Annotated in this window: 9 protein-coding genes; 7 read left to right on the forward strand and 2 right to left on the reverse strand. The window is 64.6% G+C overall.

Annotated features, from left to right (window positions below):
- Positions 1-24 precede the first annotated feature (24 nt).
- A complete protein-coding gene (locus TSA1_RS07565; protein ID WP_100175803.1) occupies positions 25-3,501 on the reverse strand; it encodes an indolepyruvate ferredoxin oxidoreductase family protein in 3,477 nt (1,158 codons plus the stop codon).
- 166 nt (positions 3,502-3,667) lie between these two features.
- Between TSA1_RS07565 and TSA1_RS07570 the strand changes: the two genes are divergently transcribed.
- The 6 genes from TSA1_RS07570 to TSA1_RS07595 all read left to right on the forward strand — a co-directional run bounded on the left by TSA1_RS07570 (position 3,668) and on the right by TSA1_RS07595 (position 10,560).
- The gene (locus TSA1_RS07570; protein ID WP_100175804.1) at positions 3,668-4,624 is read left to right on the forward strand and encodes a hypothetical protein; all 957 of its coding nucleotides are present in this window, start codon (positions 3,668-3,670) and stop codon (positions 4,622-4,624) included.
- A gap of 443 nt (positions 4,625-5,067) precedes the next feature.
- Positions 5,068-6,234 (forward strand): trypsin-like serine peptidase, encoded by a 1,167-nt coding sequence (locus TSA1_RS07575; RefSeq protein ID WP_145984280.1) that lies wholly within the window; start codon positions 5,068-5,070, stop codon positions 6,232-6,234.
- Positions 6,235-6,236: 2 nt separating this feature from the next.
- Entirely contained in the window at positions 6,237-7,448 is a 1,212-nt protein-coding gene (locus TSA1_RS07580; RefSeq protein ID WP_100175806.1) for a hypothetical protein, read from the forward strand.
- An 11-nt stretch (positions 7,449-7,459) separates the two neighbouring features.
- Positions 7,460-7,840, forward strand: a complete 381-nt coding sequence (locus tag TSA1_RS07585) for a hypothetical protein (RefSeq protein ID WP_100175807.1) — start codon at positions 7,460-7,462, stop codon at positions 7,838-7,840.
- A 334-nt stretch (positions 7,841-8,174) separates the two neighbouring features.
- Complete coding sequence (locus tag TSA1_RS07590) at positions 8,175-8,879, forward strand: cysteine hydrolase family protein (RefSeq protein ID WP_100175808.1); 705 nt, start codon at positions 8,175-8,177, stop codon at positions 8,877-8,879.
- Between the two features lie 10 nt (positions 8,880-8,889).
- Positions 8,890-10,560, forward strand: a complete 1,671-nt coding sequence (locus TSA1_RS07595) for a regulator (protein WP_100175809.1) — start codon at positions 8,890-8,892, stop codon at positions 10,558-10,560.
- 74 nt (positions 10,561-10,634) lie between these two features.
- Here the strand turns inward: TSA1_RS07595 and TSA1_RS07600 are convergent, their stop codons facing one another.
- Complete coding sequence (locus TSA1_RS07600) at positions 10,635-11,666, reverse strand: helix-turn-helix domain-containing protein (RefSeq protein ID WP_245448144.1); 1,032 nt, start codon at positions 11,664-11,666, stop codon at positions 10,635-10,637.
- 226 nt (positions 11,667-11,892) lie between these two features.
- Between TSA1_RS07600 and TSA1_RS07605 the strand changes: the two genes are divergently transcribed.
- Positions 11,893-13,287 (forward strand): hypothetical protein, encoded by a 1,395-nt coding sequence (locus TSA1_RS07605; RefSeq protein WP_161497192.1) that lies wholly within the window; start codon positions 11,893-11,895, stop codon positions 13,285-13,287.

Below are 13,287 nucleotides of genomic sequence, written 5' to 3' on the forward strand. Positions count from 1 at the left end.
CGAGTGTGAGGCAAGTGCGTCCCTTTACTCCGCAGCCGCCGCAAAGCGGCTGTTGTCCAGCTCAGCCTCCAGCCGCGCCTTCTCGGCTGCCGCCAATTTGACATTGGCTTCCTTGACGTGCCCGAAGCCGCGGATCGTCTCCGGCACGCGGGCGAGCCTTGCCAGCAGCGGGATCTGCTCGGCCTTCAGCCCGGTCATCCGCTGATCAATCATCGCCAGATAATCCACAACCAGCTTCCGCTCGGTGCGGCGCTCCTCGGTGCGGCCGAACGGATCGAACGCGCCGCCGCGCAGGAACTTCAACTTGGCGAGAACGCGGAAGGCGTGGATCATCCAGCCGCCGAATTCCTGCTTCTGGAGATGCCCCGTGGTCTTGTCGCGCTTGGCGAAGATCGGAGGGGCCAAGTGGTACTTCAGCGTGAAGTCGCCGTCGAACTTCTCCGACACCTTCCTGGCGAAGCTGCCGTCGGTGTAGAGTCGTGCGACTTCGTACTCGTCCTTGTAGGACATCAGCTTGAACAGGTTCTTCGCGACCGCCTCGGTCAACTCCGTGGATGCGGGCGAAGCCGTGCTCTCGGCCTCGCGCACCTTGGCGACGGCCGCGAGGTAGCGGTCGGCATAGGCCTTGTCCTGATAGCCGGTCAGGAATTCCGCGCGGGTCGCGATGATGTCGTCGAGCGACTTGGTCGGCGCGGCGGCCCTGTTCTTGAACTGCAGCACGCTGCGCACCCGCGACATGTCGTGGGCGGCGAGGCGGCCCCAGGTGAAGGCGAGCTTGTTCATCTCGATCGCGGCGCCGTTGATCTCGATGGCGCGGAGCAGCGCCTCCAGCGACAGCGGGATCGCGCCCTTCTGGAAGGCGAAGCCGAGCATGAAGGGATTGGTCGCGATGCTGTCGCCCATCAATGCGGCGGCAATGCCTGTCGCGTCGATGATGTCGAGGTTCTTGTCGCCGACGGCGTCGCGCAACACGGTCTGCATCGTGCCCATCTCGAAATCGAGGTCGGGGTTCTGCACGAAGCTCGCTGTCGGCTGCAGATCGGCGTTGATGTAGGCCTTGGTCACGCCGCGCTCGGCGCGGCTGAGCGCGGAGGGGCCTGCCGAGACGATCATGTCGCAGCCGAGGATGACGTCGGCGCCGCCGGTGGTGATACGGACCGCCGAGATATCCTCCGGCTTCGGTGCGATGCGCACATGGCTCATCACCGCGCCGTTCTTCTGCGACAGGCCGGTGAAGTCGAGTGCCGAGCAGCCGCGGCCGTCGACATGCGCGGCCATGCCGAGCAGGGCGCCGATGGTGATGACGCCGGTGCCGCCGATGCCGGTGACGAGGATGTTGTAGGGGCCGTCAAGTTCGCGCGCGGGCGGCAGCGGCAGATCGGCGAACAGCCGACCGGAATCCACCGCCGAAGTCTTCATGCGCTTGAGGGTGCCGCCATGCACGGTGACAAAGCTCGGGCAAAAACCTTCGACGCAGGAAAAGTCCTTGTTGCAGTTCGACTGGTCGATCTGGCGCTTGCGGCCGAACTCGGTTTCCAGCGGCTGCACCGAGACGCAGTTGGAGGCCTGCGAGCAATCGCCGCAGCCTTCGCAGACCAGCTCGTTGATGAAGGCGCGCTTGGCGGGATCTGGATAGAGCCCGCGCTTGCGGCGGCGGCGCTTTTCGGCGGCGCAGGTCTGGTCGTAGATCACGACCGTGAGGCCCTTGATGTCGCGCAGCTCGCGCTGCACGGCGTCGAGCTCGCGGCGGTGGTGGATGGTCGCGCCTTGCGGGAAGTAATTGCCTTCAGGATATTTCGTGGGATCGTCGGAGACGATCGCGAGCCGCTTGACGCCCTCGGCCCAGACCTGATGCGCGATCTGTGCGACGTTGAAGGCGCCTTCGGCCGGCTGGCCGCCGGTCATCGCCACGGCGTCGTTGTAGAGGATCTTGTAGGTGATGTTGATGCCGGCGGCCGATGCCGCACGAAGGGCGAGAAGGCCGGAATGGGTGTAGGTGCCGTCGCCCAGATTCTGGAAGATGTGCTTCTCGCTGGTGAAGGGCGACTGGCCGATCCAGTTCACGCCCTCGGCGCCCATATGCGAGATCAGATCGGTGCGGCGGGTCGGCATGCTCAGGGCCATGCCGTGGCAGCCGATGCCGGCCATGGCGCGGCTGCCTTCGGGGACGCGCGTCGAGGTGTTGTGCGGACAGCCCGAGCAGAAGAACGGCGTGCGCGCGAGCTTGATCTGGGTGCTGGTGGTGACGGGATTGTCGAAGGCCTCCAGCCGGGCGAGGCGCTGCTCCAGCACCGGGCTGTGATGACCAAGCTTGCGCAAGCGCGCCACCAGGGCGCCGGCGACGATGGTCGGCGTCAGCTCGCCTTCGCTCGGCAAGAGCGGCGCGCCGCGCTCGTCGCGCTTGCCCGTAATCGTCGGGCGCTTCGAGGCATCGATGTTGTAGAGGATGCGCATGAGCTGGTCTTCGATGAAGCCGCGCTTCTCCTCGACCACCAGCACGTCCTGGAGCCCTTCAGCGAACCGCCTGGCGCCGCTTTCCTCCAGCGGCCAGGTCAGCGCGACCTTGTAGATGCGAAGGCCGAGGTCCTGCGCGTCCTTGTCGGTGATCCCCAAGTCGGCGAGCGCCTGGCGCAGGTCGAGATAGGCCTTGCCGGTCGCGACGATGCCGAGCCGCGCGGGCTTGGAATCGAGCACGATGCGGTCGAGCTGGTTGGCGCGGGCAAAGGCCTGCACGGCGGCCATCTTGGGGCCGAACAGGCGCCGCTCGGCCTCCAAAGGAGGATCGGGCCAGCGTATGTTGAGGCCGCCGGGCGGCATCTCGAAATCATCGGGCAGCTTGATCTGGACGCGTTCCGGATCGCTATCGATCGAGGCCGAGCTTTCCACGGTCTCGCTGATCGCCTTGAAGCCGACCCAGCAGCCGGAGAAGCGCGACAATGCGAAGCCGTAGAGCCCGAGATCGAGATAATCCTGCAGCGTCGCCGGATTGATCACGGGGATCAGCGCCGCCGCGAACACCTGCTCGCTCTGATGCGCCAGCGTCGAGGATTGGCAGCCATGGTCGTCGCCGGCCAGCGCCAGCACGCCGCCGTTGCGTGAGGTGCCGGCCGCATTGGCATGCTTAAGCGCATCGACCGAGCGATCGACGCCCGGACCCTTGCCGTACCAGATGCCGAACACGCCATCGACCTTGGCGCCGGGGAACAGGCCGACCTGCTGGCTGCCCCAGACGGCGGTCGCCGCCAGATCCTCGTTCAGGCCGGGGACGAAGGCGATATCGTGCTGCTGGAGGTGCGACTTCGCGCGCCACAGCGCATGATCGTACATGCCGAGCGGGGAACCGCGGTAGCCCGAGATGAAGCCGCCGGTGTTGAGCCCCTGGAGCCGGTCTCGTTCGCGCTGCAACATGGGCAGACGGACGAGCGCCTGCGTCCCGGACAGGAAGATCCGCTTGGATTCGAGCCGGTATTTGTCGTCCAGCTCGACCTGCAACAGCGTCATTTCGGAGGTCCTTGTTCTTCTTGGTCTGGCGGGGATTTTGCGCCGCGGATGGAGATGCGGCTTGCGAAGCGGATGTTCGCAGTCAAAAGCATGGGTCGCCGAAGTCAATACGGCTAGCCGCATCCGTGGCGCTCCTGCTAGTCATGGCTGTCTGTGGAGGACACCAATGGCTGCAAACGCGTTCGAGACCGAAATCACCGAGACGGCCGAGTCGCTGATCGGCCCGTGGCGGCGGCCGGGCCAGATGCTTCAGGCGCAAACCTACGACGCGCACGCCTCCATCCACGACGACGCCACCGCGCAGAAGCTCGGCTTCAAGGGCGGCACCATCGAAGGCCCCACCCATTTCAGCCAGTTCGCCCCGCTCGGTGCGCGGCTGTGGGGACAGGCCTGGTTCGAGAGCGGCTGTCTCTCCGCGCATTATCGCAGCGTCTGCTACGAGGGTGAGGAGGTGCAGGCGATCCTGTCGAAGCCGCTGCCCGGGACAAGCCAGTGCCAGATCCAGATGGTCAAGCGCGACGGCACGGAGGTGCTGCGCGGCACGGCTTCGGTCGGCGAACCGCACGCCGCGACGGCGCTGGAGGCCCGTCTCGCCGAGCTCAAGCCGCTGGCCGATCCGGTGATCCTGCGCGACGTCAAGGTGGCACGGACCGGCAAGCGCCAGACCGTCCGCATGGCGTTCGATCAGGCCATGGGTGACCTTTATCCCTTCTCGCTGCGGCAGAAGCTCGCCGTCATCACCGAGAACTCGCCATACTATTCCGGCGCCGACAACCCCTGGGGCAGACCGGTCATCCCGATGGAGATGCTGAGCGTGCTGTTCCAGTACCGCTCCAAGGACGATCCACTGCCCGCCAAGGGCCCGGCCGTCGGCCTGTTCGCCGACCAGGAGATCCGGCTCGTGAAGGGGCCGCTCTTCGTCGATGAAGATTACGAGGTCGAGCGCGAGGTGGTCGCGCTCTCGGGCAGCCGCCGCACCGAAAGCGCCTGGGCCAAGACGCGCGTGTTCGACAAGACGGGCGCGGTGGTCGCGACCATGCTGCTGAACATGGCGACGCTGAAGGACTCCTACGCGCCGTACGAGGAGGAGTACCAACGGCTGTATGGAGCGGGGCGCAACTGACAGCCCGTCGTCAGGCCAGCGGTCGAGCTTCTACACGATTGACAACTCCGCCCAAATTCGAAAGATTGCAACCAGAGGGTGGGGGAGAGCGGTCTATTCGAAGGCGCGTGTCTGCTTGGCATCATGAATTTCGTCGAGCGACGAGCCTCCCAAGATTATTGCGTACCAGCGGAGAATGATATTCGAGGTTCGTTCAGTCCTCTTACGAGCCATCTTTTTCAAGTCGGGCGAAAATAGCCCAGCCGTCGCAGGTCATCGTTTTCTAACCGTCAGGCACTCCTGAAGAGCCGCGTTTCGCCGGCCGATGGAATCATCTTATGCGTTTGGTCCCTTGCCATCCGTATGTCCTTGCGTTGTTCGCTGTGGGGCTTGCGCCGGGCCTCGCGATCGCGGGCCCGTGCTCGCTCGAGACTGCCAAGAGCGCCCAGATCCGATCCAAGGCAATGAGCCTGGTGAACATCGAGACCAGAGTACTCCATCCGCTCAATTCTCTTCTTGATAACGGCGCGTCGGCAAGCGGATCGGGGGGCAGCAGGCCGACCTTGCGCTTCGACGACAGCGCGTTGCGTTCGCTTCGCAACCTCAGTGGCGGGCAGATGAACATCGCCCAGCTGAGCGAGCATGACCGCCTTCGGCTGACTGCCGATCCGCTCCGGCTGAATCCGTCATCCAGCGACGCCGTTGCAAGGGTGCACACGAAGCCGTGGTCAACCGACATCATTCGATCCAGCAAGCAGATGGCCTCGCCCTTCTTCGTTGTCGGCGATGACGGAACCAAGCCGTTGCCAAAGCTCCCCGAACGGCCGGCCGGGTCGCCAGCCCCGAACTGCGTCGGCACGATCAGCCGCCCCAAAGACCCGTCATGCGCGTTCGACCTTCCGCCATATCGCGCCTTTCCCGTCGGAGATCCTCCAGAGGATGCCTTCAGGCGGCGCGACGCAATCGCGAATCTCGCGACCGTGACGATCCTGGTGGACAGCACCGATGGCAGAACCCAGATATGCACCGGCGCCCATCTAGGTCACGGGATCGTCCTGTCTGCGCATCACTGTCACCGGCACGACTCCTTTGTGGCCGAGAAGTATCGCGTCTACTTCAACTCCGACGAGCTGAAGTCGCCGTGGCCGGGCGGCCTGTCCGCCAGCCCTCTCAACGGCGATGATCCATCGGCAAGCGAGCTGGACTTCCTGCTGATCAAGATTCAAAGCCTGCCGGACGAATTCGCCGGAGCATTCCTGAAGCTGGCGGTGGGCGATCCGTGGAAGGCGTGCAAGGACGGCGCCGACCTGGAAGCCTATGTGACGTGGCATGAGAGCGAAAAGCGCGTCACCAAAAAGGTGTCTGCTGACTCTCAATGTGTCACGAAGACGAAAGCCACCTGCGTGGGTGAGCGCGGCCGGCGTGTTCACGGTTGCGACACCACGGAAGATTCGAGTGGCGCACCCATCCTGCTGAGAGGTGGCAGCAGCATCGTCGCGGTCCACACCAATGGACGGATCGACGACGATTCCAACTGCGCGCTTCCGAGCTCCGAAATTCGCAGCGCTCTCTACGACGCCTCGGGGTTGCCAAAGATTCCCGAAGCGGCTTCGATACTCTGGGAGGAATGACAATGTGGAAGGGACGACTTGCGGCATTCGCCCTGCTGACGATCGCAGCCACCGGTTCGGCGCGCGGCGATGAGGATCAGCCCGAGGGTCTTCCGCCGACGGTCTCGGCACTTGTTCAGGCCGCCGGCGCCTTGACGAAGTCGGCCGCACCGCCTCTCGATAGCAGGCGGGCCGAGGTCCGGGCCTATCGCATACGCCAGGCACTCTCCCTGTACCTGACGGAGAAGGATCTGGCGCAGCCGCCTTCCTTGCCCAAGATCAGCAACCTGCTATGCGAGCCCCGCGTCAAGCAATTGGCATTGCGCGCATCGATCACCTACCTCGACGCGGTGACTGCGGAGGTCAAGAAGACCGCGAAATCCGCGATCACGGACTCGACCGATTTCAACAACATCATCCTCGCTTTCAAGTCACTGTTTGCGGATTACCAGATCCAGGTCGACGCCAAGGACATGTCCTCGGAGGAGGTGGAGGCCCAGATCAAGAAGAGCTGCGAGGACGACATCAACGGCTTCGCCGGCACCTACTACGGCCTGAAGCCAGTCGACGAGTCCGGAGTGATCGCGGCCTTCACGACCCTGTTCGACTTGTTCAAATCGATCGTCGCGCCGGTGATCGTCGAAGGCGCGAAGTTCATCGATGAACAGAGGCGTCTCGATAGGATCAAGAAGTTCCTCAAGGAGGAGAAGAACCAGAAGCTCATCACGGCGAATGCCGCAAATTTGCGCGACTACCTCGTCAAGGTCGAGCAGATCAAGACGGCCGAAGCCGTTGGGCATTTCGTCGAGGCTCACACGAGGCTGAATGCGAGCTTCAAGCCGGCCAAGGATGTCAAGGAGTGTGCCGACTTCAACAGCCTTGCCCCGGAGAAGCGCGGACTGCCCGCGACCGGATTGCCGTCACGCGAGTTCGTGACGTGCTTCGCGGCGATCTGGGGCGCCATGAAGGACCCCGTGATCGATCTTGCCAAGGCTGCCGCGGACTATGACCAGCATGCCGACGTCGGCACCAGGCAGGAACTGGATGCGTTCGAGAAGATCAACACCAATCTCGCCAAGATCGCGTCGGGTCAGGACGATGCGCCGTCCTTCAACGCGATCTGGCAGGCGGCCATGCGGATCATAGCGATCGGCGAAAAGATCGAGAAAGCAAACTCGAAGGACAACCGCGACAAGGTCGCGAAGGCAATCAAGGATCTCGTGGAAGCGCTTTGAGGAGGGTGGCGATGGTTGGACTGGATCAATATTTCGGAACGCATACGGGGAATCTGAAGATCTATGTGGGGCCGTTCAAGGTCGGATCTGGCAGCTTCACCTCGTTCAACTCCAACTTCGCGGCGTTCACCGGCTCGTACAATGCATTCGGAAGCAGCGGCGCCTTCACCATAGCCATCCAGCTTCTGCATGCTCAGAATGCCTCGTCCGGGACCTGCAAGGTGACACTCAACAACAGCACGGATGCCAGTGCGGCCTACACCGTCGCGGGAGACAAGTTCTCCCTCCAGACCAATCTCAATCCAACACCCATCGACATTTATGTCAGCCAGGGCGGAACACAGTTCGATGGGGTTTCGGGGCATAATCTCTGGATCGGCCAGTGGTCCTGAGCTGCAGGCCGGCCAGGAATTGTCCGGCGCCTTCATAGCCGCGCGCGTCGCGCTGCACCCCTCTGCGCGAGCTTGGCCACCTCGCGAGGAGGGGCCCGCAACGCCTGGCCCGACCCAGGCGCCGCGGTCGAGAAAGCAAACAGTCCGCCCAAGACTTGAGCAAATTGCGTGGGGCGAGGCGGTCGCACAGTGAATAAGCAGACCTGATATCGACTCATAAGATTTTGACTCCGCTGCGAATTTTTCCGCACCTCGGCGCCAATCGCAATTGTACACAATGGCACGGCGCTTGCAGAACTCCTGACAAAGTGAGTTCTCGCGAGGGGCGGGCGTCATGCTGGACTCGAGCAAGCGGACATGGGGCGTCATCGGCGCCGAGCCCGAGCCGATCAAGCTCGACTGGCCCGCCACCGCGCTTCTGATCATCGACATGCAGCGCGACTTCATGGAGCCCGGCGGCTTCGGGGAGACGCTCGGCAACGACGTCAGTCAGCTTGCGCGCGCGGTGAAGCCGATCAGCGCGGTGCTGACGGCGGCACGCGACTCCGGGATGCTGGTGATCCACACCCGCGAGGGTCATCTTCCCGATCTCTCCGATGCGCCGCCGGCGAAGGTCGAGCGCGGCGCGCCGAGCCTTCGCATCGGCGATCCCGGCCCGATGGGGCGCATACTCATCCGCGGCGAGGCCGGCCACGACATCATCCCCGAGCTCTATCCGCTCGACAGCGAGGTCGTGATCGACAAGCCCGGCAAGGGCGCGTTCTACGCCACTGAGCTTGGCGACGTGCTGGAGAAGTACGGCATCGAGAATTTGCTGGTGTGCGGCGTCACCACCGAAGTGTGCGTCAACACCACCGTGCGCGAGGCCAACGACCGCGGCTATCGCTGCGTCGTCATCTCGGACGGCTGCGCGTCCTACTTCCCCGAGTTTCACGAGATGGGCCTGAAGATGATCAAGGCCCAGGGCGGCATCTTCGGCTGGGTCACGGACTCGGCCGCGGTCCTGGAGGCGATGAAGACTTCGAACATTTCAGCTTAGGGGCATCACCATGAGCACAAGCATGACGGGGACGGCCGGCAGATCTGAGAGCAACACGTCCGAGTTCAAGCCGGCACTATGGACATCGGGCGACTGGAACGCGTTTTTCGGCTTCGGCACCAACATCCTCGTCAACATGCTGGTGCTTACGGGCCTGTTGCGCTTCGTCCTGAAGATGCCTGACAGTCTGGTGTTCGGCCGCATCCTGCCCGCGCTCGGGCTGATGATGTGCCTATCCACCTTCTACTATGCATACCTCGCCTATCGGCTCGCGCAGAAGACCGGCCGAAACGACGTCTGCGCGCTGCCCTCGGGCGTCAGCGTGCCGCACATGTTCATCGTCACCTTCGTGATCATGCTGCCGATCACGATCAAGACAGGCGATCCGCTCAAGGGGTGGTCGGCGGGGCTCGTCTGGGTGTTCTTCCAGAGCTTCATCCTGATGATCGGCGGCTTCATCGCGCCGTTCATCCGCAAGATCACGCCGCGTGCGGCGCTGCTCGGCACGCTCGCCGGCGTCTCCGTCACCTTCATCTCGATGCGGCCGGCGCTGGAAATGTTTATGACGCCGCAGATCGGCCTCGTTTGCTTCGCCATCATCCTGGTGAGCTGGTTCGGCGGCGTGAAATATCCGCGCGGCATTCCCGCAGGCCTCGTCGCCATTGCCGCCGGCATGATCATCGCCTGGGGGTCGAACCTGTTCGGGCTCGGCCTCGGCGGATTGAGCATCGCGGGCGTCGGCGCTGCCTTCGCCAATTTCGGCTTCTCGGTGCCGCTTCCCGCCGTGGGTTACGTCTTCTCCGGCTTCGAATTCCTCGGCATCATCCTCGTCACCGCCATTCCGTTCGGCATCTACGACCTCGTCGAGGCCATGGACAATGTCGAGAGCGCGGAAGCCGCCGGCGACGAATATCCGACCACGCGTGTGCTGACGGCCGACGGCGTCGTCAGCCTGATCGGCTGCCTGATGGGCAATCCATTCATCAACGCCGTCTATATCGGTCATCCCGGCTGGAAGGCGATGGGCGGCCGCATCGGATACTCCGCCGCAACTGGCCTCATGGTGATCGTGCTGGCCTGGTTCGGCATCATTTCGGTGCTGCTGGCACTCGTGCCCGTGGTCGCGATCTCGCCGATCCTGCTCTATATCGGCATGCTGATCGGCGCGCAGGCGTTCCAGACCACCCCGGTCAAGCACGCGCCCGCGATCGTGCTGGCGCTGACGCCGCATCTGGCCGCCTGGGCCAAGCTCCAGATCGACACGATGCTCGGCTCGACCATGATGGCCGCGACGTCAGTCGGTGGTCTGGCTGCGGACAAGGCGGACGCGGTCAAGGCTGCCGCGATCGCCGCGCTGCCGCAGCAGGGCGTGTTCTATCACGGCCTTGAGGTGATGGGTGGCGGCTCCATCCTCGGCGGCCTGATCCTGGGGGCGATCGGTGTCTTCATCATCGAGCGCGACTTCGAAAAGGCCTCGGGCTTCGCGCTGGTCGGTGCGGTGCTGACCTATTTCGGCTTCATGCACGGCGAGGCCGTCGGCATCGGCGGTGGCTTCGGCGTGACGCCTGCCGTCGCGCTGGCCTATGCCGTGATGGCCGCCGGCCTGTTTGCGGCCGGCAAGCTCGGTGCCAGCGAGCACTATGCCGCGCATCCGGAAATGTCGGCCGCACCGGCGGAGTAGAAGCGAAGCGGAGATTGCGGCCGGGGACGTGATGTCGCCCGGCCGCTCTCTTTCCGGCCGCACGCGAAGGCAAGTCAACCCAACTGATTGATCCACTCGCGGAATAGCTCCGGGCTGGCGTCGACCGCGGCTGCGAGATCGCGGGAGTCGCGCGCTGCGCGCGGCGAGTAGCCGAAGCGCTGCCGGAAGCTGCGGCTGAAATGCGCCTGGCTCACGAAGCCGAATTCAGCGGCGATCTCCGCATTCCAGCGATCTTCGTCGGCGTCATCGAGCAGCACATGAATGGCCTCAAGGCGTCGCCCGCGAATGTAGTCGGCGACGCCCGCGAGCGGCGCGAAGACCCGATAGAGCACCGAGCGGGAAACGCCGATCTCGCGGCAGATGGTTGCCACCGAGAGATCGGCACGACCGAGGTTCTGATCGATGAAACGGCTGGCGCGATGAAGGATGGCGATGTCACGCCGGGCAAGCCCGCGCGGCCGCGCAGCCATGCCAAAACATCCGCGCAGCAGCCCGAGCGTCGTCTGCACCGCTTCGGGCGCCTCATTCGCGTCCATTGCCGGAAGCCGCCGCCGTAGCAGTCCCATCTGATCGGCAAGCACCCGGCCGGCGGCGCCGTCAAGCACGAGCCCGTGCAGGTCGAGGCCATCGGGCGCAGCGCTGACGATTGGGTCGCGCTCGACGTCGAGGCTGATCGTGTCGGTCGCGGTGGCGATGCCATCGAAAGGTCGGGTCAGGTCGAGCACCAGGACCTGGCCAGGACCGGCGGAGATCGGCTCGCCGTCGACCTCGCCGCTCCAGGCACCGCGACGGAGCAGCAGCAGCGCGAATGAGTTGCGGCCATCGGCCTTTGCCAGCGCGGCGGAGCGGGTGAAGCGCACCGGCCCCATCCGGGTGGATGCGGTCACGAGGCCGCCGAGCAGCCAGGCCTCGGCGAGAACCTCGAAGTCGTCGCTGGCCGTGCCCTCAGGGACCGACACCTCGTAATGCGTGAGAATCGCGCGGTAGCGGTCGAGCCGCTCGGCGGCGGGCAGCTCCGCGGTATCGAAACGCAGATACGGAATTTTCGTCATGCCAGGCCGCTCCCTCCGGCAGTTGGTCTGCAAATTGGGACGATCAGGCAAGTTTCCACGCCGTCGAACCGCAGTCTCCGGACATGAATATTCATATTATCGCGCACGGGCCAGACGTGTGTTTCGCGGCCCGGACAATTTGCAATGACGTGAAGGGTGAGCGATGACGGCGCGGGGGACGGGGTTTGCGACGCGGTTGGCCGATCGGCGGACAGGCGAGATGGCGGCGCGAACGGGGAGGGAAGCGGCGTGGCCGCGAATGCGGCCAGCTTCGATCTGCGTGGCCGCGGCGATCGTGCTCGGCGTCTTGCTCGATGCGCCATCCGCGCAGGCGCAGTTCGTCTGCGTCGACGCCAGTAACAGCGCCGGCGGCGCCGTCGCCGGTGCTGCCGGAAGCACGGCGTGCGGCGCCAGCAGCGCGGCGGGCGGTGCATCCAGCACCGCCTACGGTTATGTGAGCAATGCGGCCGGCAATCAAGCCGTGGCCGTTGGCACCAACAGCAGTGCCGCCGGCTGGTATTCCACGGCGGTGGGCGCCGACTCCCGCGCGTCCACCGACTTCGCAACTGCGACCGGTGGCCGGAGCACCGCGACCGGCCTGTCCAGCTCAGCTTACGGCATGGACAGCTATGCGTATGCCGATAGTTCAGTGGCGGTCGGATCGTGGGCGGTCGTCAATGCAGGCAGCACGAGCGGAACGGCTGTCGGCAACAACACCACGGTGACCGGCGTCAACAGCACCGCGGTCGGTGCGTTCAACAGCGTCACCGGCACCAACAGCGGTGCATTCGGGACCGGTCAGACCGTGCGCGGCAATGGCAGCTACGCCATCGGCGACCCCAATACGCTGAACGGCAATGGCAGCTTCGTGCTCGGCGACAACAACACCATCAACGGCACCAACCAGACCGGCCGGGGCGACAACGTCAATGTGGTCGGCTCCAACAATGCGGTGGCCGGCGCGGCGAGCGCTGCGGGATCCTCCGTGTTCGGCTCTGGCAACACCGTCAATGCGCCCAATGCGCTGGTGATGGCGAACGCGGCGACCGTGACCGGCGCAGGGGGTATCGCAATCGGCAACTCCGTTTCGGTCGCCGGCGCCAATGCCGTCGCCGTCGGCAACAATTCCAGCGCCGGCTTCTCCAATTCCGCCGCCTTCGGCAATGGCGCTACAGTGACCCGCGCCAACCAGCAGACGTTCGGCACCGCCGGCAACACCTACACCATGGCCGGCATCACCTCGTCGGCGAGCAAGGCGGCGCAAGGCGGTACGACGCAGCTCGTCACCTCCGATGGCGCCGGCAATCTCGCGACCACCACGCTTGCCAATCTCGGCATTGCCTCGTCCAGCGATCTCAGCGCCATTAACGGCCAGCTCGCCAGCATCAACGGTCGCCTCGACGACCTCAGCAGCCGGACCAGCAAGGTGACCAGCGGCGTCGCCATGGCCTTCGCCATGGCCGGTGTACCGACGCTGCTACCGAACGAGAGTTTTGCCGTGACCATGAACTACGGAACCTTCGAGCGGGCCAACGGCCTCGCGTTCAACGCGGCGCTGCGCCTCAATCAGAACATGCAGTTCAACGGGGGAATAGGGTACGGACCCGACCAGCGTATCGCCGGCGGGCGCGTCGGCTTACGCCTGGGCTGGTGA

This window comes from Bradyrhizobium nitroreducens, assembly GCF_002776695.1.
Taxonomy (GTDB): Bacteria; Pseudomonadota; Alphaproteobacteria; order Rhizobiales; family Xanthobacteraceae; genus Bradyrhizobium; species Bradyrhizobium nitroreducens.

Coding starts and splice junctions, on each gene's coding strand:
- TSA1_RS07565 (WP_100175803.1), bottom strand. CDS start 3,501: ATGACGCTGTTGCAGGTCGAGCTGGACGACAAATACCGGCTCGAATCC.
- TSA1_RS07570 (WP_100175804.1), top strand. CDS start 3,668: ATGGCTGCAAACGCGTTCGAGACCGAAATCACCGAGACGGCCGAGTCG.
- TSA1_RS07575 (WP_145984280.1), top strand. CDS start 5,068: ATGAGCCTGGTGAACATCGAGACCAGAGTACTCCATCCGCTCAATTCT.
- TSA1_RS07580 (WP_100175806.1), top strand. CDS start 6,237: ATGTGGAAGGGACGACTTGCGGCATTCGCCCTGCTGACGATCGCAGCC.
- TSA1_RS07585 (WP_100175807.1), top strand. CDS start 7,460: ATGGTTGGACTGGATCAATATTTCGGAACGCATACGGGGAATCTGAAG.
- TSA1_RS07590 (WP_100175808.1), top strand. CDS start 8,175: ATGCTGGACTCGAGCAAGCGGACATGGGGCGTCATCGGCGCCGAGCCC.
- TSA1_RS07595 (WP_100175809.1), top strand. CDS start 8,890: ATGAGCACAAGCATGACGGGGACGGCCGGCAGATCTGAGAGCAACACG.
- TSA1_RS07605 (WP_161497192.1), top strand. CDS start 11,893: ATGCGGCCAGCTTCGATCTGCGTGGCCGCGGCGATCGTGCTCGGCGTC.